Origin of the sequence: Rubellimicrobium arenae, assembly GCF_017916275.1 — a bacterium.
Lineage (GTDB): Bacteria > Pseudomonadota > Alphaproteobacteria > Rhodobacterales > Rhodobacteraceae > Rubellimicrobium > Rubellimicrobium arenae.
In genome coordinates, this window is record NZ_JAFMST010000023.1 from 1 (window position 1) to 20,320 (window position 20,320).

A 20,320-nucleotide genomic window follows, 5' to 3' on the forward strand; every position below is an offset into this window, starting at 1 on the left:
GATCGCGTGGCTCCTGCTGGGCTGGGGCCTCGACAGCCCCCCCCTCGACTTCCAGCTCACCCCCGTCACCGCCGTCTCGGGGGAGGAATTCGCACTCGCCGTGGCCGCGAGCATGGCCCCGGTCGCGGCGGCTCCGGTGTCCGTCACCGAGCGGACCCAAGCCGTCGGCGCCACCCTCCGCCAAGGAGATGGTGCCGAGGATCTGGTGGCCGGGGTGGAGCGGACGGCCGACGTGCAGCCCACCAGCGTTGCGCCGGTGCCGCCCGTCACCGCCAAGCCTGTCGCGCCAACGCCCCGGGTCCAGAGCGCGGCACCCGCGCCGGTCCAACCTGTCGATCCGGTCCGGCCAGAGGCTCCGGCCCCCGCGCAGCGGCCCGAGCCGGCCCGCGAGGTCGCATCGGCCGAGCCGGTTCGGCCCGTTGCGCCCACCGAGGTCACCGAAGCGCTTCCCGACGAAAGCTCGGCGCCCCCCCTGGAGACGGCGCCGCGCCCGCCGGAGCGTCCCGACGACCTGGCGGCGCAGCCCGAGCCGGAACCCGTGGCCCAGGCCGAGCCGGAGCGCGAGCCCGTCGAGCCCCTCGCCGCGCCGCCGCAGGGCGCCGCCGACGCCCGGACCACCCGTGGCGCGCAGGCCGGCGAGGCCGCTGGGACCGCTGTGGCCCAGGGCCAGGCGACCGCGGCCCCGGGGCCATCGGCGGCGGCCAGCAACTACCCCGGACAGGTGATGCAGCGCCTGTCGCGCACGCGACGCGACCGCATCAGCTCGAGCGGGACAGCGGTGATCGCCTTCAGCGTATCGGACAGCGGGACCCTGGCCTCCCTGGGCGTGGCCCAAAGCTCGGGCGTGGCCGAGGTCGATCAGGCGGGTCTGGCCCTTGTGCAGCGGGCCGCGCCCTTTCCGGCCCCGCCAGCCGGGGCGCAGCGCAGCTTCTCGTTCCAGTTCACCGGCAACTGACGCGCGGGTCACCCGGGGGGCCGCCCCCCTGTCAGGGGGTGCGGCGCGGAATGACGAGCGGCGTGCCCGTCTCGGGGTCGGCGATCACCCGGACCTCGAGGCCGAAGACCTCGCGGATGATCGCGGGCGTGACGACCTCCTCGGGGGCGCCCTCGGCCACGATCCGGCCCTCCTTCATGGCCACGAGGTGATCGGCATAGCGGCAGGCGAGGCCGATGTCGTGAAGGACCATGACGATCGTGCGCCCCAGGTCCTTGTTCAGGCGGCGCACCAGGGCCAGCACCTCGATCTGGTGACGCAGGTCCAGGAAGGTCGTCGGCTCGTCGAGCAGCAGGAGCGGCGTCTCCTGCGCCAGGGCCATCGCGATCCAGACACGCTGGCGCTGCCCGCCCGACAGCTCCTCGACCCGCATCTCGGCGAGCGCCGTCGTGCCGGTCGCCTCGAGCGCCGCCCCGACGGCAGCCGCGTCGGCGTTGGACCACTGCCGGAAGGCCCCCTGGTGCGGCGCGCGGCCCCGGGCCACGAGGTCGGCGACGGTGATGCCCTCGGGCGCGAGCGGCGTCTGGGGCAGGAGGCCCAGGATCCGCGCCACCTCGCGCGTGGGGCGCCGGGCGATCGCCTTGCCGTCGAGCGTCACGGCCCCCGTCGCCGGCGGGAGCAGTCGGGCCAGCGCGCGCAGGAGGGTGGACTTGCCGCAGGCGTTCGGCCCGATGATGACCGTCACTTGCCCATCGGGAACCCGGAGCGACAGGTCCCGGACGATCGTGCCCGTGCCGTATCCCAGCGTGATGCCTCGCGCTTCGAGCCGCGTCATAGCGCCCCCTTCCGGATCTGCGCGGCCAGGAGCCACAGAAGGTAGGGCGCCCCGATCAGCGCCGTGAAGATCCCCGCAGGCAGCTGGGTCGGGGCCAGTGCGACCCGCGCCGCCAGATCCGCCCCCACGAGAAGGCTGGCCCCCGTGAGCGCCGCCGCCCCCAGGGACGGACCCGCCGGGCCGGCCAGGCGTCGTCCGATCGGTCCCGCCACCAACGCCACGAAGCCCACCGGTCCGCAGGCCGCCACCGCCACCGCCGCCAGCAGGATGGCGAGGACGATTCCGAACAGGCGGACCCGCTGCACCCTCACGCCCAGGGCGGCAGCCATGTCCTCGCCCATCTCGAGGCTGGCCAGCGGGCGGCCCAGGGCCAGCGCCAGGGGCATGAGCAGCGCAAGGCCCGCGCCGCTGATCGCCGCATGGTTCCAGAGACGGGCGTTGAGCGACCCTGTGAGCCATTGCGTCGCGGCGGTGGCGGTGAACAGGTCCGTCCGGGTCATCAGCACGTCGATCCCGGCCCAGAGCGTGAAGCCCAGGCCGATCCCCACCAGCATCACGCGCCAGATCCGCAGTCCGTCCCGCCACGACAGAAGCCCCACCAGCGCCGCGGCGAGGAGCCCGCCGCCGATCGCCCCGGCGGCGACATGGGCATCTCCGGCACCAAGGAGCACGATCGTTGCCACCGCCCCCAGGCCCGCGCCCTGCGTGAAGCCCAGGAGATCCGGCGAGGCGAGGGGATTGCGCGCCAGGGACTGGAGGAGCGCGCCCGAGAGGCCCAGGCAGGCGCCCGCGAAGGCTCCGGTCAAGAGGCGCGGCGCCCGCAGGGTTCGGACGACGAAGGCGCTGCCCCCGTCGCCCCAAAGGCCGCGCCAGACCTCCATAGGGCCAAGCGGCTGGTCCCCCAGCGCCAGGGAGGCCGCCATGAGCCCGACCAGCAGGAGCGCCAGCCCGAGACCAGCCGCAAGGCTGCGCCGGTGCAGCCGGAGGGACCAGCTTCCCCGCCGCCAGACGAGCCGCGCCGCATCGGTCATGGTTGCAGGACCCGCATGTTCCGAACGATCCAGATGAACGCCGGCCCGCCGATCAGGCCTGTCATGACTCCCACCTGTACCTCGCCCGGGGGCAGGATCACGCGGCCCGCCACGTCCGCCCCAAGCAGCAGCACCGGGCCCAGCGCGGCGGCGGCCAGGACGCAGAGCCTCTGGTCCGGCCCGACGATCGCGCGGGCGAGGTGCGGCACGGCGAGTCCCACGAAGGAGATCGGCCCCGCCAGCGCGACGGCGGACCCCGACAGCAGCGCGACCGCCGCCAGCGTTCCCGCCCGCGCGAGGCCCAGCCGCACGCCCAGCGCCCGCGCCGCATCATCGCCCAGCGCGATGGCATTCAGGCCCGCGCCCGCCCAGAGCGCCAGCAGGACGCCCGTCCCGAACGCAGGAAGGAGCCGCGCCAGTTCCGTCGCCTCCGCCGCCGAGAGGGAGCCCACGACCCAGAACCGGAAGACCTGGAAGGTGTCCTGGCTGGTCAGCACCAGCGCCGAGACCAGGGCGAGCAGGAGCGCGGTGAGCGCCGCCCCCGCCAGCGCCAGCCGGACCGGTGTCGCCGCGCCCCGCCCAAGGGAGCCCAGGCCATAGACCAGCGCCGCCACCGTCCCGGCCCCCGCGAAGGCCACCAGGGCCAGAAGGCCGGGATCCGCCACGCCACCGAACCGGATCGCCACCACCACCGCCAGCGAGGCTCCGGCGTTGATGCCCAGGAGCCCCGGGTCGGCCAGCGGGTTGCGCGTGATCCCCTGCATGAGCACGCCCGACATTCCCAGCGCCACGCCGACCACCACTCCGACCAGCAGACGCGGCAACCGGAGCTGCCAGACGACCAGATGTTCGGCCTGGGCGGCGTCCGGGGCCAGAAGGGCGGTCAGGACCGTGCCGGGCGGGATCGGGCGGGCGCCGATCGCCAAGGCGGCCAACGCCATGCCGACGCTCAGGGCGGCCAGCAGCGCGAACGAAAGGAGCCGCGACGCCCCCGACCTGGAGGGACGCGCGGACCCTTGGGCCATCGCGGCGGCTCGTCTATCCGGCTGTGGGTGGGACATGGGCGAGGCTGCGGCGGCCGCTCACGGCGCGAGCCCGGCGGCGACCGACTCGGGCACTGGGGTGGACGGGTCGCCGTCCGCTGCGGCCTCCAGCATCGGCACCAGCCGGTCGATCGCGTAAGGCAGCGACAGCAGCGAGGCGAACGACAGCGCTCCGGCCAGGACCTCGTCGGCGTAGATCTCCCGTCCTTCGCGATGGGCGCGGAGCGTGGACCGGAGCGGCATCGCCACGATGCCGGGCAGGGTCGTCCCGTCGTCCAGCCAGATCAACGCGTCCGCATCCAGGGGGGAGGGGTCCTCGGCCGAGAACGTGGCATAGAACGCGTCCATGCCCCCGCCCGCGTCGACCGCCGCGGGGGTGACGAAGCCCATCGCCCCGAGGAGCTGCGCCCGGGGGTCGTTGGATCGGTAGGCTCCCGGCGTGCCGTTCCAGTGGACGGCGACCGTGGCGGTCAGCTCTTTCCATTCGGGATGGTCGGCCGCGATGCTGGCCAGGCGCTCCTCGATCGCCCTCACCTTCGCCTCGGCCTCCTCGGACTTGCCGACGGCACGGGCCATGGCGCGGATCCGGGCGTTCCAAGGGGTCGTGAAGTCGCCATAGGCGGACTCCGCGGCCACCACGGGCGCGATCTGCGACAGGAGCGCATACTGGTCCGCCGTGATACCCGAATAGGTCGCCAGGATCAGGTCGGGATCCAGAGCGGCGATCTGCTCGATGTTGAGGTCGCCCGTCAGCATCTCGAAGCTGGCGTCCCCCAGCGCCTCCTGCGCCCAGGGCCAGGTGCCCAGCGGGTCGTCGCCATACCAGTACCGTTGGGCCACCGGCACGATCCCGAGCGCCAGGAGATCGTCCTGCCCGCCGTAGTCGAGCGATACGATGCGGTGCGGCTCGGCTTCGACGACCGTGGTGCCGAAGCGGTGCTCGAAGGTCTGGGGGAACTCCTGCGACAGGACCGGGCTGGCGGCCAGGGCCAGGCAGAGCGTCAGGAAGGTCGCGTGCGTCATCGGAGGTCCTTGTCAGGCGGCGTCCGCGCGGCTGGCCAGCCAGTTGCGCAGCAGGGCGTCACGGCTTTCGGCGGGCCGCAGGACGCAGGTGGAGCAGAACTCGCCCCCTTGGGCGGTGTAGTACCGGCAGCATCCGCCCCGGGCACGGAACCAGTCCCGCACGCAGCGTCCGTCGGGCCGCTGGGCGTCCAGCTCGAAGAAGCCCCATTGCCGGTTGAAGAGCGGCGAGGACCGGTCCCCCAAGATCCTGTTCGCGAGATCCATGCCTCCGGCGGGGTTCCGGCGCGACCGCCCTGCCTCGAGGCAGGCTGCGGCCACGGAGTCGGTGACCAGCCGCCAGAGCGCCCCCACCGAAAGCCCGGTGCGGCCGGCCAGCGCGGTCACCAGATGGCCATGCTGCCGGACGACGGCGGCGGTGCGGCAGGTCGGGGGCGCGTCCTCGGCCACCGGGTCCACCTCGACACGGTACGTCAGCACGGGGATGTCGTAGCCGCCTTCGATCCACCGCGCCCAAGCCAGACGCAGCGCGATCCGGGACGCGTCGGGCCAGGCCGCGTCCGGCTGATCCAGCTCGCGCGCGGCGATGGGCTCCATGATCTCCTGCACCAGCCCACCCAGCAGGAACGCTCCGGCGGCCTTGCGGTCCATCCCGGGGCGCAGCGCCTGATGCTCGGCAAGCCAGAGATCCAGACGGTCCGGATCCGCCGCGAGCGCCGCCAGCGTGACCGGGCCGTCCGTGACGTGGTCGAGAGGGGCAGGGCTCAGGGGCATGGGCGGGATCGGGCCGGCGGTTCGGTCGAAGGGATACCCTGATGACTGAGTAAAATGGTCGCCTATGTCAACATAGGTTGAGTGATTTTGTCGGATATCCCTGTGAGTGATCGGCGCACGGGGCCGCGGATCGCCAGGGCAGGAGTTGCCTCTCCGCGGCCGAGAGGCGTCGGCCGAGGGCGGAGCGGAACGCTCCGACCCCCCATCATGCCAGGGGGCGGCCCCGAGAGGACCCGGACGCCACGCCCTGCGGATCAGATCCGCACGAGGTGATTGTCCCAGGCCCGGTCCGCCAGGGCCAGCGGTCGCGCCCGGCCATCCTCGAAGGCGACCAACCCGCCCAACCCGTCGCTGAACATGAAGCCCTGTCCCAGCGAGGCGGCCCCGCAGACCTCCGGGCGGGTCACGGCGGCCAGGAAACGGCCCGTCGCGTCGAAGCGATGCGCCCGCCCCCCCTTGGGAGAGGTGATGGCCGCCTCGGATTCGTCGCCCGCCCAGGCGACGCTGCCCGCATAGCCCTTCATCAGGCGCGCTTCGGCCTCGGGCGTTTCGGCCAGCGTGATGGCGCCATCGGGCGAGCGCAGGCCAAGCAGGGGCACGATCACCTCCGGATCGCCCTCCCACTGCATCGCGAAGGCGACCGTTCCGTCCCGGCGCAACGCCAGGTGCCGGATCGAAGCCTGGTGCAGGTCCGGGCCGAGCTCGGTGATCTCGGGCACGCCATCGCCCAAGGGGTCGAGAACGGCCAGGTTGGGACGCATGGTGTCGATGTTGAGCTTGGTGCGGTCCGTCGGGTCGGTGGCGATGCCGCCATTCGCGACGATCACCTGTCCCCCGGGCAGCCGCCGCAGGTCGTGCGGCCCAATGCCCCCCGTCGGCACCTCGCCCATGCGGACGAACCCCGCCTCGACGTCCCACAGGCCGATCACGCCGTCGCTGTTGTCGGCCACCTGCTCGGATGTGGCGAGCACCGCGCCGTTCGCCAGGAAGGTGCCATGGCCGTTGAACTGCCGTCCCTCGGGCGGAGTGAGGCGGGCCCGGACAGTGCCGCGCGCGCAGTCGATGGCGAGCGCGTAGGCTCCGGGCCGGCGGGCGAAGGCGACAGCGAGCGCCTCCGTCGGGTGGCCGCAGCCGGCATGGCCCCGGGCAGGCAGGGCGATGCGGAACGCCTCGGAGCCGTCATCCCGGAGGCCATGGAGCGAGAAGCTTCCGTCCTGCGCGCCGGCGCAGGCCAGGAAGGCGGGGGACCCCGCTTCGGCCCAGCCCAGCGTGGGCAGGCTGGTGCAGGCCAGAAGGGAGGCCAGGAAGCCGCGTCGGGTCGCCATCAGTCGCCATCCCGGCTGTTGAAGCCCGGCTGGAGCCCGCGCGGCGAGCCGACCTCGGCCTCCACGATGTCCAGAAGGGCGCGAATGCGTTGCTGGAGGATCTCGACCTTGAGCCGTGCGGTCGGGTCCTCGATGTCCTGGAACGATGGATCGCGGATCGCCGCGCCGGCCCGCCGCACCTGGTCGAGCGCGGCCTCGGTCTTGGGCAGGGGGGCCCCGGCGAGGAGTTCCGCCGTATGCACCGAAGCCTCGACCGAGCCGAGCGCGTTGGGAAGCGGCCGGCCCGAGCGCCAGGCCTCGGCGCGGGTGGGGCGCGGTCGGTCGGCATCCCCCAGCGGGCGGCCCAGGCGGGTGTCCGCGGTGAACTCCAGGCCCGAAAGGATTTGCGTGTAGATCGCGCGGAACGCCTCGTCATCGGACAGGTAGGCGGCGTTGCTGCCTTCGCCGGCAGTGGTGAGCGCCTGGGCCTCGGTGGTCCAGTTCTCCGACAGGGCCTCGGCCTGCGCCGCGAGGTCGGTGGCCACGGTCCTGACTAGGTCGCAGGTGTAGGATCCCGCCGCGTAGCCGGACAGGTCCGGGTCGCCCAGCAGCAGGTCCAGCGCCGGGAGCCCGCGCGCCGCCGCCGAGACGTCCGCGAACGCGGCAGGGTCGCGGCCGGCCTGGTCCTCGGACGCGATCATGGCCTTGAGCGCCCGCGCCCCGGCCCCGCGTTCGTCGGGCCAGAAGGCGATGCTCAGGGCTCCGGCCTCGGTCGGGCCGATCCGAAGGTCGCCGATGGCCACCCAGGCGTCCCAGACCGGCTGGAGGGCGGGACGGACCGCGCCGGCGGTGCAGTCGTCCGCGGCCGTCCGGGCCAGCGCCTCGGCGGCCTCGGCGAAACTCTGGACCCCCGGCAGCAGATGCTGGTCCACGGCCTCGTCCACTCCGGCGAGGGCGGGGGAGGCCAGGATCGACAACAGAAGGGCAGCTCGCATTCAAAGGCTCTCCAGGAAGCGGACCAGCGCCGCACGGTCAGCAGGGTCGAGGTCCACGACGGCATCACGCTGGGACTGGGCTTCGCCGCCATGCCAGAGCACCGCCTCGAGCACGGTCCTGGCGCGACCGTCGTGCAGGAAGCTCCCGACGCCGGTGACCTGTTCCGTCAGGCCGATGCCCCAGAGCGGCGCCGTGCGCCATTCGGTGCCGGTGGCGCGTCCCTCGGGCCGGTGGTCCGCCAGCCCTTCGCCCATGTCGTGAAGGAGAAGATCGGTGTAAGGCCAGATGAGCTGGAAGCTCTGCTCGGGCTGGTCCTTTAGGCGATGGGTCACGAAGGCCGGCTGGTGGCAGGCCTGGCAGCCGATCTCGTAGAAGACCTGCTTGCCATGCAGCACCTGGGCATCATCCGCCTCCCTTCGGCCGGGAACGCCGAGGTTCCGCGCGTAGAAGGCCACAAGGTCCAGGGACTCGTCATCGACCTCCGGCTCGCCGGACGCTGCCCCGACGGGCGCGGCGCGGCAATCGGCCTGGGCGGCGGTGCATTCCCCGAAGCCGGCCGGGAACAGGGTCGTGGACAGGCCCATGTCGCCCGAAAAGGCGGCGGCCGATTGCTCCCGGATGGTCGGCGTCCCGGCCTTGTGCCCGAAACGACCCAGCATGGGCTGCTGGAATTCGTGCGACCAGACCACGTTCGGCCGTCCCGAGATGCCGTCGCCGTTCGCGTCCGTCTCGTCCGCGCGGGACAGGATGTCGGCCTCGGGCACCGCCTCGAGGAGACCCAGCCCGATCATCTGGGGGGCCACGCGGGGCGACAGCATCGCCCCCGACGCCAGGGGACCATAGGCCAGGTCGGCGGCCTCGTAGCTGGGGCGGCGCAGATGGGCCGTTTCCCCGCCGGCCAGAGGGACCGCCACCTCGTCGAAGGTCACGGCGAAGCGGGCCTCGGCGCGGTGGCCATGGGTCGCGAAGTTCTGGATCTGGCCCCCGTAGACCGGGTCGGGCGCAGTCGGGGTGTAGCCGGCGATCCCATGCGTCTCGCCGTCCGGATCGGGGACGGACACCCGGAGGAAGATCGACACGGCCTCGTCGTCGGGACCGGAGGGCGTGTGCCCGCGGCCGTCGCGCAGATGGCACGCCTGGCAGGAGCGGGAGTTGAAGAGCGGCCCGAGCCCATCCGCCGCCAGCGTCGAGGACGGCGCCGACACCCAGTCCCGCGTGAACAGCGCGTTGCCGAGCTTGAAGTCCATCTCGCGGGCGAAATCGATGTTGCCCGACGGCTGCGAAAAGGCATCGGTCCCCGGACGGGCCCGCACGGTCGCGGCCCCGGCGGGGTGATCCTCGAAACGCTGGGGCGCGGAGAAGTCCGTGGCCGGCAGGATCGCGGCGGCGATGCGCTGCGTCTCGGCGGCGGTCCGGGGCAGGGCCTTCAGATGGGGCTCGCCCCAGCCCCCAACCTCGAGAGCCGTCGCCGCCCCGGCCAGGGCAAAGGGCAGAACGAGAGCGGGCCGCGCCAGAAGCGCGGCCCAACGTCTCAGGATGGTCGTGTCACTGGAATACGGCATCTGGGCTATCGAGGCTGTCTGACCCTTCGAAGGCCACGGCTTCGAGGCCCAGGGCCCCGATCGCGCGCTCGAAGGAGTGGGTCTGGTCGACCAGCGCGTCCACGCCGGCCATGATGAGCTCCTCGCCCTTGGCGTTGCCGGCCTCGAGCATGGTGTCATAGGACAGGCCGCCATCCCCGGCGGCCTTGAGCGCGCCGAGCGCCGCCATGGTGGCGTCCAGCTTGGCCGTGATCTCGCCGTCCAGGGCCGGATCGGCCGCCGCCACGAGGTCCCGGAGGCCCGGTCCCTCGACGGTGCTGCCGTCGATCCGGACATAGCGGCCCAGATAGACGTTCTGGATGCCGAGGCCGTCATAGTAATGGCTGTTGTAGGTGTTGTCCGAGAAGCAGTCCTGCTCTTCCTCGGGGTCGTTCAGCATCAGGCCGAGCCGCATCCGCTCGCCCGCAAGCTCCCCGTAGGAGAGCGAGCCCATGCCCTTGAGTACGGCGCCCAGCCCGGCCTGCGGGTTGGCGGCCACGACCTCGCGGGCGCTGCCCCCTTCGGCCCACTGCGCCGCCATCCAGCCAAGATCCTCGACCAGGAGGTCGGTCGCGGCCTTCAGGTAATCCGCCCGGCGGTCGCAATTGCCGTTCGTGCAGTCGGCGCCCGTCGCGAAGTCGGTCCAGGGCCGATTCCCGGCGCCCGGCGCGTGACCGTTCAGGTCCTGGCCCCAAAGCAGGAACTCGACGGCGTGATACCCGCGCGCGACGTTCGACTCGATGCCGTCGGCTTGGTCGAGCGTATCGGCGATCAGCTCGGGCGTGATCCGGGTCGCGTCCACGTCCCGCCCGGCGATGGTGAGCTGCGGGTTCGCGATCACGTTAAGAGCGGCAAGCTCGTTCTCGTCGGTGGCGCCGCCATAGGATTCGTCGACGTAGTCGATGAGCCCCTCATCCAGCGGCCAGGAGTTCACCTTGCCTTCCCAGTCGTCCACGACCGGGTTGCCGAAGCGGAACACCTCGGTCTGCTGATAGGGCGCGCGCGCGGCGATCCAGGCCGTCCGCGCCGCGTCCAGCCCTTCGGCCGACGGCGCGGCGAGGAAGGCGTAGACGGCAGCCTGCAGATCGCGCGCGGCGGTGAGGCTGTCGCCATAGGCGGCCACGGCGATGTCGCCATAGGTCTCGATCACCTCGGCCGGCGTGGCGGCGGCCACGGCATGGGCCAGGGACATGGCCAGGGCGGTTCCAGCGGCGAGGGGAAGCAGTCGCATCAGGATCAGGACCTCTCTGGATCGGTTCGAGGGGTTCCTGACTTTTCTAGTAAAGTATGTCAACGACAGAGTTGCATCCCACCGGGTTCCGGGACAGTCTGTCTCAGGTCCAAGGGGCCCCACGCCGTTGCGGCCCCTCGCCGACCACCGGGTCCGGCCGGGGCCGTGAGCCCGGCATCCATCACCGTCACATCGCGGAGGGCACATGCAGACGCGCAGACTTGGACGCCACGGCCCCGAGGTCTCGGCCCTCGGACTTGGGTGCATGGGCCTGACCTCCTCCTATGGAACGCCGCCCGACCGCGGGGAGATGATCTCCCTCGTGCGCGCGGCCGCCGAGCGGGGCGTGACCTTCTTCGACACCGCCGAGGTCTATGGACCCTTCATCAACGAGGAGCTGGTCGGCGAGGCCCTGGCGCCGGTCCGCGACAGCGTCGTGATCGCCACCAAGTTCGGCTTCCGCATCGGGCCGGGCGGCGGCGTGGACAGCCGGCCCGAGCATATCCGCGAGGTGGCGGAGGCTTCGCTCAAGCGGCTGGGGACCGAGGCGATCGACCTGCTCTATCAGCACCGCGTGGACCCGGAGGTGCCCATCGAGGACGTCGCCGGGACGGTCCGCGACCTGATCGCCGAAGGCAAGGTCCGACATTTCGGGCTGTCCGAGGCTGGCACCCGCACGATCCGCCGCGCCCATGCCGTCCAGCCCGTGGCCGCGCTCCAGAGCGAATATTCGCTCTGGACCCGCGAGCCCGAGGCCGAGATCCTGCCCACCCTCGAGGAGCTGGGCATCGGCTTCGTGCCGTTCAGCCCGCTGGGCCGGGGATTCCTGACCGGCAAGATCGACGAAACCACGGCCTTCGACGCCGCGGACTTCCGCAACGGGCTGCCCCGCTTCACTGCGGAGGCCCGCCGCGCGAACCGGGCGCTCGTGGAGCTGCTGGCCGATGTCGGCGCCCGCAGGGGCGCGACCCCGGCGCAGGTGGCGCTGGCCTGGCTCCTGGCGCGCAAGCCCTGGATCGTGCCGATCCCGGGCACGACCAAGCTGTCGCGGCTGGAGGAGAACCTTGCCGCCGCCGACTTCGATCTGACGCCTGACGAGCTGCGCGGGCTTGAGGACGCGGCGGCCCGGATCCCGGTGGAAGGATCGCGCTACCCCGAAGCGATGGAGCGCATGGCCGGGCGCTGAGGCCGGCCCTGGCGCCCTCCCGCCGGGCGGGAACCGGGGCGCGGCCCGCTCGTTCGATGCGGGACCCGCAGGCAGAGGAGGACTCCATGACGGACGATCGTGAAAGCCGCATCCGTGCGCGCGCCTATGCGATCTGGGAACAGGAAGGCCGACCGCACGGCCGCCACGAGGATCACTGGAACCAGGCGAGCCAGGACGTCGGGGACGAACTGTTCAGGGACGAGGGCGCGACCGACAGCCAGGACCGTCCAGGCGCGCTCGATGGCGGGCTGCTCGCGCCGGGAAGCCTCGTCCTGCCGGGCGGCCCGGCGGGCGCGGGCGTGGCCGGGCTGGGCATGGCCGGCGTCGATCCTGACGGCGGACCCGACGACGGCATCGAAGCCGAGCGACGCTCCGGGGATTGAGGCCGGGGCGGAGCACCGGACGGATCCGCCCGTTGCTCCGGCGGGAGTGACCGAGGGAGGGCGGCCCGGGAGCCGACCCCCTTCAGGGCCGTTGCATCGGCGCATAGGGCTGGAAGAACGCCGTGCCAGCCCAGGTCGGCGGCGTGAATACGACATCGGCCCCGCTCCGCGTCCAACTGGAGGCGTCGTCGACATCGCCGCTTCCGCCATAAGCGGCCACCGAAGGATATGGGTAGAGCGGGCGCGACCGCACCGGGGCGGCGGCCGGAGGATCGACCGTGGGATATCCGGGCAGCGGCTGCGTCCCGCTTTCCGGTCCGGGAGGCGGGCCGCCCGGGCCCGGTCCAAACTGGCCAAAGCCGCTGGCGTCGTCCTGAAGGGGCTGCCGGGCGATCACCGCATCGGGGGCCTGGCCGTTCTCGACCCAAGCCAGCATCGGAGTGAGCATGTCGAACTCGTACGGGCCTTCGCCCTGCGAACAGTGATACATGCCCGGCACCAGGTACAGCCGAGTGAAGGAGCTCGCCTCGTCCGCGCCCATCCGGCTCCTGACCGCCTCGTAGTAGGCAACGGTGTTCAGGGGCGAGATGTCGGTGTCCGACCAGCCATGGTAAAGGATGAGCTTGCCCCCGCTCGCCGCGAAGGCGGACAGGTCGGGATTGGTCGCATCATACAGTGGGTGCAGGACGGCGAGCCTGTCGAAGGTGTCGAGGTCGAAGCTGAGGTCGGCGAGGGTGAAGCCCTCGGGCGGGTTCTCGGGAAAGGCCAGTCCGGTCAGGTGCTCCAGGGCATGGCTTCCGCTTGGAACCTCATCGCCGGGCGCTTCGGGCACGAACACCGTCCAGCGCAGCTCGGAGCCGGGCTGCGGTCCTCCGATCGTGAGCCGTGCCCCGGTGCGGGCGTCGCGCGGCCCGTCATAGAGCTTGCGCGCGGCATCGACCTCGGCGGCGGTGAGGCAGGCCGCAGGGTCGGCCGCGTCGTCGGCGCACTGGATCGTGCCGGGGTCGAACCGGCAGGCGAGAGGGTTCGCGATCAGGCCGTCCTCCAGCCCGTCGATCCCGTCGCAGGCCGCCAGCGCCGCGTCGTGCAGGATCGGCAGGCGGTCGGCCAGAAGGATGGCCTGCCCGTCCGCGTCGTGGTTCGCGCGCCATTGCCAGGCGTGATACAGCCCGTTCTGCACCTGGAAGTTCGCCGCCGGGGCGCCGGCGATGATCCCGTCGAAGTCGTCCGGATAACGCTGGGCCTCGATCAGCGCCTCGCGCCCCCCGTCCGAGCAGCCGTTGAAATAGGAGTAGGCGGGCGGCTGCCCGTAGAAGGCCTGGATCACCGCCTTGGCCGCCAGGGCGGTCAGGTGGTGGGCGCGATGAGCGAAATCCGCCCGCTTCCGCGGGTCATCGCCCCAGGCGACGTCCATGCCCTGATGACCCATGTCGGTCGACGCGATCGCGAAGCCGCCCGCGGCAAGGGGGGCGCACCCCGATGCGGCCCCGACCTCGCCCAGGCTAAGCCGCCCGCACAGGCCGCCGCAGCCCAGCTGGAGGTAGCGCTGCGTCCAGGTCTCGGTCGGGAGCACCACGGCAAAGGTGATGGCGGGGGCCAGTCGGCCAGTGACCGAGCAGGCGGCGATGCCGTCATTCGTGACCTCGGCGGCCTGGAGGACCCGGCTGTCCTCGCCCCCGATCCCGGCAAGGTCGAGCCCGGTCAGGTCGCCGCAGGACATGGCGGGCCTGGTCACGGAAAGATCCGGCGCCGCCTGTGCGACGGCCCGCACCGGCGCAAGGACTGCAAGCACCATCATCAGGAGGGGGCCGAGCCAGGCTGACGGCAGGGCTCCCGGGGTGGGACGGGGGGATCTGTTCACGTGCGTCGTCTCCCTTGGTCGGGGTGGACCTGCCGCAACGAGCGACGGCCCGAACTGTTCCGGGCCGCATGGGCCGCTGCAGATCCGGGTCGTCCCCGTGCGGAGGGCCTTGGCGCGGCATGATCCTGCGGCCGAAGGCTCCGGTTGAACGGCACGGTCCTGGGTTTCCGTCGCCTCCGGTTCGTCAGGGCCCGGGCTGCGGGACGGCCCCCAGCCTTCTGGCGGCCTTCGGCTCGGAGGCGCGATTTTCCTGCTTGCGTGGTTCCGTGCCGTGCTAGCGTTGGGGGGCGCGCCCCGGAACGAACCGGGCGCCATGAATGGGCGGAAACTCCGCTTCCAGAACGGGAGGAGGACAAGGAATGGCCATAACCCAGCTGCATCCTGCACTCGACGACGGGATCGCGCCGACAGCCCCGGACTTTTCCGGAGGCGTGCTGGTCTGCAACTGCTCGGACCGCCCGGTCCGCGTGCGCATCGAGGGGCAGGTCGCGCACAACCACGCCTGTGGCTGCACCAAATGCTGGAAGCCCGACGGGGCGATCTTCTCGGTCGTCGCCGTCGCCCCGGTGGACAAGGTGTCCGTGATCGAGAACGGCGACAAACTCGAGGTCGTCGATTCCTCGGCCCTGATCCAGCGGCATCGCTGCCGGGCCTGCGGCGTCCACATGTATGGCCCGGTCGAGCGCGAGCATCCCTTCCAGGGACTGGCCTTCGTCCACCCCGAGCGGTTCGAGGGGAAGGGCTGGGCGCAGCCGGGCTTTGCGGCCTTCGTGTCATCGGTGATCGAGGCCGGCGTGGATCCCAAGGAGATGGACGGGATCCGCGCCCGGCTGAGACAGATCGGGCTTGAACCCTATGACTGCCTCTCGCCGGCGCTGATGGACTACATCGCGACCTGGACCCACGAGCACCAGACGCGATCGAAGCTGGCCGTGAACGCCTGACGCCCGCCGGGGGCCGGGGGGCGAAGGGAGGCGTCCTCCGGACTCTTGGCGACAGGCGGGACGGGGCGGCGGCAATGGTCCGCCGCCCCGTCCTCCCGGGCGGGAACGGTCCCTGGTTGCGGATGTGGGGCCTGATCTGATTGAACTACCCTCGCCAAGGGACGGCGAAGCGGGAGGAGACCCCATGGAACTCGTATCGGAATGGGCGGCCCACGGAGGCCGGCAGCTTGTGTGCCGCCATCCGTCCGAGGCGGCAGGCAATGACATGACCTTTGCGGTCTTCCTGCCTCCGGCTGCGGCGTCGAGGCCCTGCCCGGTGCTCTGGTACCTGTCCGGGCTGACCTGCACCCACGCCAATGTTATGGAAAAGGGCGAGTATCGCCGAGCCGCCGCCGAGGCCGGCCTTATCATCGTGTGTCCCGATACCTCGCCCCGGGGCGACGCGGCGGACGATCCGGCCTACGACCTGGGGCAGGGCGCGGGCTTCTACCTGGACGCGACCCAGGCCCCCTGGGCCGGGCGCTACAACATGAAGACCTACATCACCGAGGAACTGCCCGCGCTGGTCGGCTCGCAGTTCCCGGCCGACATGGGCCGGCAGGGCATCTTCGGCCATTCCATGGGTGGGCACGGGGCGCTGACGCTGGCGCTTTCGCTGCCGGGGCGGTTCCGGTCGGTGTCGGCCTTCGCGCCGATCGTCGCGCCCAGCCAGGTGCCCTGGGGAGAAAAGGCGCTGGGCGCCTATCTGGGGCCGGACCGCGCCGCCTGGCGCCGCCATGACGCCGTGGCTCTCATCGAGGACGGCGCCCGGCTGGACGAGATCCTCGTCGATCAGGGCGGGGCGGACAACTTCCTCGAGCGCGAGCTTCGGCCCGAACTGCTCGAGCGGGCCTGCGAGGCGGCCGGCATTCCCCTGACGCTCCGGCGGCACCCCGGCTACGACCATTCCTACTACTTCATCTCCACCTTCATGGCAGATCACGTCAATTTTCATGCGGAGCGGCTCAGTCGCTGAGCATTTCCGTTCAGGATCGGTTAACCAAGAGCGGCTAGGCTTGGACGCTGGAGGCATGTTGCCTCCAAGAGATTAAGCTTCGCCCTTGCCCGGCCCTGTGATGGAGTGCCTTATCGATGATCGAGCTTGCTTTCGTGGTCTGCCTGAGCGCGTCGCCTTCCACCTGCGAAGATCGGGCGCTGCAGTTTTCCGACGTCTCGGTAAGTGCCTGCAACATCGGGGCCCAGCCGCAGCTGGCCCAGTGGGTGAATGAGCATCCGGGCTGGCAGATCCAGCGCTGGACCTGCCAGCCGATCCAGCCGGGCCGCGCCGCCTGATCGTCGCGCGGGACACGGTATCCCGCGCAGGACGGTGGACATCTCCTCCCGGTCCGGGCTTTGATGGCCCGGATACATGACATCTGGGGAGGAGAGTCATGGGAAGGATTGCCGCGATTGCGCTCTGCGCAGCTCTGACGGCCGGGGGCGCGCTCCGGGCCGAGAGTGCCTTCGACCTCGTCTTCCGGACGGGAACGCTCGATGGCCTTTCCCAGGGCACCAGACTGACCTACGAGGGCGAAGGTCCCGCCGAGGCCCCGCCCGGCGAGGACTGGCGCGAGATCGTCGTGGGCCTGCAGCCGGACGGAAGCGCCATGGTCGAAGGCCGTCGGGAGGGGGGCGGGGACGCGGCCCAGCCGCTCGGACGCTTCAATGCGGCGACCGGCAACCCCATCGCGATGCTCTTCCTCGAGCAGACGGTCCGCCGCATTGCCGAAGCGACCGGCGGCAGCCCCTTCTACATCCGCAACCGCATCAGGGACTCGCTCGCTGGAACGGGCCGGATCGAGGATGTGACGGTGGACTGGGACGGGGGCCCCATTCCCGCGACCGAGGTCGTCCTTCTGCCCTTTGCCGAGGACGCGCATCGGGCCGAGCTTGGTCCTTTCGCCGATCTCGAGATCCATGTCGTGGTCTCGGAGTCGGTGCCCGGCTGGTATCACTCGATCCGCACCGAATCCGGGGCGGCCGGGGCCGAACCGGTTGACCAAACCTCGCTGACCCTGGCCGGGATCACGCCATGAAGGCGCCTTGGGGCCTGATGCTCCTGGCCTTGGCCGGGCCCGCGGCGGCGCAGGACGCGGCGGCCCGGCTCAACGACTATCCGACGGTGGCGCGGGCCGAATACGTCTTCGCCTGCATGGCCGTGAACGGCGAGAACCGTCAGGCGCTGGAGCAGTGCTCCTGCTCGATCGACCGGATCGCCTCGATCATCCCCTACGACAAGTATGTGGAAGCCGAGGCGATCCTGGCCTTGCAGCAGACGAGCGGCGAACGGTCCTCGCTCTTCCGCGACAACGCCCTGGTGCGCGGGGCCGTGGCCGACCTGCGACGGGCGCAGGCCGAAGCGGAGATCCTCTGCTTCTAGGTCCCCGACCCCTTGGGCAAGGTCTGGTCGAAGACATTGCCGTCGGTGTCCTCCACATGAACGCGGAAGCCCGGCGATCCGTTGTCGGTGTAGCGGAAGCGGAACACCGGGTTCTCCGACACCGAGATCCCGCCCTCCAGGCGGAACAGCAGTTCGTCCCCCTGGAACACCTCGAACAGGCCGATGAAATGCGCCGGGATCCAGAGCTGGGTCACCTGGTCGCGCTGGAGGCCGGAAAACTGCGGGTGCCGGATCATCACCTGGGCCTCGCGGCGGCCGTCCTCCGCCGCGCCGAACTCGCGCAGGCGCATCTCGCCCAGGCCGGCAAGCGCTTCGCCCGGTGACCGGCTGGCCGGCGCGGAGCAGCCGCCCGACGCCTTCACGTAGCGGCCGGTCATCAGCGTGTCCCCGGTGTCCAGCGTCGCGATGGCCCGCACGTTCGAATATTGGTTCACCCGGACCCGCATCTCCAGGTCGAGCGGCATCATGCCGGGGCCGAAGGCCATCTCCGCGGCGACCGGGGCAGGGTTCTCGTCGATGACGAGCATGAGGCGTTCGATCGGACGGGCGTCCCGTGGCTGGACCAGGTGGATGGGGACGGTCGCCGCGTCGTCCGCGCGGTAGGGCGCCTCCAGCGCCAGCGCGTCCCCGGCCGGAACGGGCACGACGCTGCCAAGGATGTCATGGGCCAACTCGTCCCATGCACCCCCATCCATGAGTGGGTTGGATCTGTCCTGGGCCGGGAGCGGACCGGCAAGCAGAGCGATGAGGAATGGGGCAAGCAACGATCGCGTCATGGCGAACCTCCCATCGAGGGCTACCCTAGGAGGGACAAGATAGTGCCCGGGGCGGGGCAAGTCGAAACACTTTGGGTGGCCTCATGATCGATGTCCTCGCTCTGCTCTGCCTGCCGGGCGCGCCGGAGACCTGCGTCGAGCGGACCGTCCCGGTGGGCGCAGCCAACTGCGCCGCCGCCGAGGCCGCGGCCCGCCCACGGATCGAGGCTTGGCGGCGCGACTACGAGGTCGGGGCCGTGCGATGTGGCCCAATGTCCGCGCCGCCCCTGAACTTCGAGGAGGTCGGCCCCGGCCTTTTCGTGCATGTCGGCGATGTGGCACTGGCCGACCCCGACAACGGCGGCGACATCGGCAACATCGCCTTCGTCATCGGCGACGAGGCGGTGGCGGTGATCGACGCGGGCGGGTCGCGTGCCCTGGGAGAGGGGGTCGTCGCTGCGATCCGGGCCCGGACGGACCGGCCGATCCGGGCGCTCGTGCTCACCCATTACCACCCCGACCATGTGTTCGGGGGAACGGCGCTGATCGACGCCGGGGCCGAGGTCCTGGCCCATGCCCGCCTTCCCGAGGCGCTGGCGGTCCGGGCGGAGAGCTACCTCGACCAGGGACGGCGGCAGATCGGCGGACCATTCCTCGGCAGCGGCATCCCCGAGGTGGACCGCACCATCGACGGTTCGGAGGTTCTTGATCTGGGCGGGCGCCTGATCGAGCTGCAGGCCTGGCCCGTGTCGCACAGCGTGGCGGACGTGACCGTGGTCGACCGATCGACCGGCACGATCATCGCGGGCGACTTGGTCGTGGACCGGCATCTGCCGACCCTGGACGGTTCCCTGGGCGGATGGCTGACGGTCCTCGATGACATGGGCGGCGGTGGGGTGACGCAGATCGTGCCGGGCCATGGAGGCCCGCTGCTGCCCTGGCCGGACGGAGTGGCCCCGGTCCGCCGCTACCTGGACACGCTGGCCCGGGACCTGCGCGCCCTGCTGGCCGAGGGGGCCGGGATCTCCGAGGCGGCGGCCCGTGCGGGGCAGGGCGAGAAAGACGCCTGGGACCTGTTCGACGTCCACAATGCCCGCAACGCCACGATGGCCTACACCGAGCTCGAATGGGAATGAGCGGTCGCCCTACTCGTCCACGGCGTTCAGCATAATCTGCGCGATGGCGTAGGCGCGCTGCTCCAGAAGGACGGGTGACTCGCAAACATAGGTCAGGGCGCGATTGCGGTCGTTGAAGATCCGGACGCGCCAGTCGATCTCCTTCTCCACCTCGTCCATGCGGTCGTAATCGGGCGGATCGGCGGCCTCAAGCCGGGACATCTCGGCCCGCAGCTCCTCGAGCTCGGCGGACAGCCGGGCCTGGTTGTGAGCATAGCGACCGATCCCCGCGACGATGTCCGCGCGCTGGCGGTCGATATGCGCGAAGGCCGTCTGGAAGAGGCGTCCGAAGTCATCGGTGCCGAAGTCCGGATGGTCGGCGGCGACCCGCGCCACCATCTCCCGCGCGTCCTCCTCCGACACGCGCCGCAGCGCCAGACGGGCCGCCACCTCCTCCAGCTCTTCGGGCAGCGGCGCGGCGCCTTCCGGGATCGGTGTCGGCCACATCACGCCGATCGAGAGGTGGTCGATCTTTCTCTGGATGCAGGGCCAGTCGGGATCGCCCGAGTCGGCCGCAAAGGCCGAACCTGCCGAGGTCGAAAGGAAAATTCCTGCGATCACCGAAGTCAGGACGTTCCGCATGAGGGCTCTCCCCGGGCTCTCTACAACTTAAGTCTTACATGTTCGTCGTGAAGTTGAAATCGCTCTCCATCGTATCACCATGAGTTCCCAAAATACGATCCATGGCAACGCCGGCAGGCGGTCCATGCGAGGGGGAGGAGGACCACGATGCGCACGCGGGCTGCGGTGGCTGTGGCGGCTGGCCGGCCGTTGGAGATCATGGAGGTGAACCTGGAGGGCCCGCGG

General features: G+C 71.3%; 21 protein-coding genes. 9 read left to right on the forward strand and 12 right to left on the reverse strand.

Annotated features, from left to right (window positions below; all coding sequences use genetic code 11):
- Window positions 1-955: energy transducer TonB family protein (locus tag J3P31_RS20855; protein ID WP_210530464.1), on the forward strand; the 955-nt coding region annotated here is incomplete at its 5' end.
- 31 nt (window positions 956-986) lie between these two features.
- Here the strand turns inward: J3P31_RS20855 and J3P31_RS20860 are convergent.
- The 9 genes from J3P31_RS20860 to J3P31_RS20900 all read right to left on the reverse strand — a co-directional run bounded on the left by J3P31_RS20860 (window position 987) and on the right by J3P31_RS20900 (window position 10,748).
- Entirely contained in the window at window positions 987-1,769 is a 783-nt protein-coding gene (locus J3P31_RS20860; RefSeq protein ID WP_210530465.1) for an ABC transporter ATP-binding protein, read from the reverse strand.
- Window positions 1,766-2,800, reverse strand: a complete 1,035-nt coding sequence (locus tag J3P31_RS20865; protein ID WP_210530466.1) for a FecCD family ABC transporter permease — start codon at window positions 2,798-2,800, stop codon at window positions 1,766-1,768. The genes J3P31_RS20860 and J3P31_RS20865 overlap by 4 nt, the downstream gene beginning before the upstream one ends.
- A complete protein-coding gene (locus J3P31_RS20870; RefSeq protein WP_210530467.1) occupies window positions 2,797-3,825 on the reverse strand; it encodes a FecCD family ABC transporter permease in 1,029 nt (342 codons plus the stop codon). Before J3P31_RS20870 ends, J3P31_RS20865 begins: the two co-directional genes overlap by 4 nt.
- Window positions 3,826-3,882: 57 nt before the next feature.
- Window positions 3,883-4,866 (reverse strand): iron-siderophore ABC transporter substrate-binding protein, encoded by a 984-nt coding sequence (locus J3P31_RS20875; protein WP_210530468.1) that lies wholly within the window; start codon window positions 4,864-4,866, stop codon window positions 3,883-3,885.
- Between the two features lie 12 nt (window positions 4,867-4,878).
- Window positions 4,879-5,637, reverse strand: a complete 759-nt coding sequence (locus J3P31_RS20880) for a (2Fe-2S)-binding protein (protein WP_210530469.1) — start codon at window positions 5,635-5,637, stop codon at window positions 4,879-4,881.
- A 254-nt stretch (window positions 5,638-5,891) separates the two neighbouring features.
- Window positions 5,892-6,962, reverse strand: a complete 1,071-nt coding sequence (locus J3P31_RS20885; RefSeq protein WP_210530470.1) for a DUF1513 domain-containing protein — start codon at window positions 6,960-6,962, stop codon at window positions 5,892-5,894.
- Entirely contained in the window at window positions 6,962-7,936 is a 975-nt protein-coding gene (locus J3P31_RS20890) for an imelysin family protein (RefSeq protein WP_210530471.1), read from the reverse strand. Before J3P31_RS20890 ends, J3P31_RS20885 begins: the two co-directional genes overlap by 1 nt.
- Window positions 7,937-9,499, reverse strand: a complete 1,563-nt coding sequence (locus tag J3P31_RS20895; RefSeq protein WP_210530472.1) for a di-heme oxidoreductase family protein — start codon at window positions 9,497-9,499, stop codon at window positions 7,937-7,939.
- Entirely contained in the window at window positions 9,483-10,748 is a 1,266-nt protein-coding gene (locus J3P31_RS20900; RefSeq protein ID WP_210530473.1) for an imelysin family protein, read from the reverse strand. The genes J3P31_RS20895 and J3P31_RS20900 overlap by 17 nt, the downstream gene beginning before the upstream one ends.
- A 205-nt stretch (window positions 10,749-10,953) precedes the next feature.
- Here J3P31_RS20900 and J3P31_RS20905 point away from each other — a divergent pair, with 205 nt between their 5' ends.
- Together J3P31_RS20905 and J3P31_RS20910 are read left to right on the forward strand one after the other, a co-directional pair.
- Entirely contained in the window at window positions 10,954-11,934 is a 981-nt protein-coding gene (locus tag J3P31_RS20905; protein ID WP_210530474.1) for an aldo/keto reductase, read from the forward strand.
- A gap of 86 nt (window positions 11,935-12,020) precedes the next feature.
- Window positions 12,021-12,338: a DUF2934 domain-containing protein gene (locus J3P31_RS20910; protein ID WP_210530475.1), complete on the forward strand. Its 318-nt coding sequence runs from the start codon at window positions 12,021-12,023 to the stop codon at window positions 12,336-12,338.
- 82 nt (window positions 12,339-12,420) lie between these two features.
- On the opposite strand, the gene J3P31_RS20915 is transcribed toward J3P31_RS20910, so the two are convergent.
- On the reverse strand, window positions 12,421-14,199 hold the full coding sequence (locus J3P31_RS20915; protein WP_210530476.1) for a tannase/feruloyl esterase family alpha/beta hydrolase: 1,779 nt from the start codon (window positions 14,197-14,199) through the stop codon (window positions 12,421-12,423).
- Between the two features lie 359 nt (window positions 14,200-14,558).
- On the opposite strand from J3P31_RS20915, the gene gfa reads away from it, so the two are divergent.
- The 5 genes from gfa to J3P31_RS20940 all read left to right on the forward strand — a co-directional run bounded on the left by gfa (window position 14,559) and on the right by J3P31_RS20940 (window position 17,562).
- Window positions 14,559-15,143, forward strand: coding sequence for an S-(hydroxymethyl)glutathione synthase (gene gfa, locus J3P31_RS20920; protein WP_210530477.1), 585 nt, complete (start codon window positions 14,559-14,561; stop codon window positions 15,141-15,143).
- Window positions 15,144-15,327: 184 nt separating this feature from the next.
- Window positions 15,328-16,158: an S-formylglutathione hydrolase gene (fghA, locus tag J3P31_RS20925; protein WP_210530478.1), complete on the forward strand. Its 831-nt coding sequence runs from the start codon at window positions 15,328-15,330 to the stop codon at window positions 16,156-16,158.
- Window positions 16,159-16,274: 116 nt separating this feature from the next.
- Window positions 16,275-16,475 carry a hypothetical protein gene (locus tag J3P31_RS20930; protein ID WP_210530479.1) on the forward strand — a complete coding sequence of 67 codons (201 nt, stop codon included), beginning with the start codon at window positions 16,275-16,277 and terminating at the stop codon, window positions 16,473-16,475.
- Between the two features lie 98 nt (window positions 16,476-16,573).
- Window positions 16,574-17,218 (forward strand): hypothetical protein, encoded by a 645-nt coding sequence (locus J3P31_RS20935; protein ID WP_210530480.1) that lies wholly within the window; start codon window positions 16,574-16,576, stop codon window positions 17,216-17,218.
- A complete protein-coding gene (locus tag J3P31_RS20940; protein WP_210530481.1) occupies window positions 17,215-17,562 on the forward strand; it encodes a hypothetical protein in 348 nt (115 codons plus the stop codon). The genes J3P31_RS20935 and J3P31_RS20940 overlap by 4 nt, the downstream gene beginning before the upstream one ends.
- Here the strand turns inward: J3P31_RS20940 and J3P31_RS20945 are convergent.
- A complete protein-coding gene (locus J3P31_RS20945) occupies window positions 17,559-18,359 on the reverse strand; it encodes a quinoprotein dehydrogenase-associated SoxYZ-like carrier (RefSeq protein WP_210530482.1) in 801 nt (266 codons plus the stop codon). The genes J3P31_RS20940 and J3P31_RS20945 overlap by 4 nt on opposite strands.
- A gap of 83 nt (window positions 18,360-18,442) precedes the next feature.
- Between J3P31_RS20945 and J3P31_RS20950 the strand changes: the two genes are divergently transcribed.
- Window positions 18,443-19,474 (forward strand): quinoprotein relay system zinc metallohydrolase 2, encoded by a 1,032-nt coding sequence (locus tag J3P31_RS20950; RefSeq protein WP_210530483.1) that lies wholly within the window; start codon window positions 18,443-18,445, stop codon window positions 19,472-19,474.
- Window positions 19,475-19,483: 9 nt separating this feature from the next.
- Here the strand turns inward: J3P31_RS20950 and J3P31_RS20955 are convergent, their stop codons facing one another.
- Window positions 19,484-20,095: a hypothetical protein gene (locus J3P31_RS20955; RefSeq protein WP_210530484.1), complete on the reverse strand. Its 612-nt coding sequence runs from the start codon at window positions 20,093-20,095 to the stop codon at window positions 19,484-19,486.
- Between the last annotated feature and the right edge of the window lie 225 nt (window positions 20,096-20,320).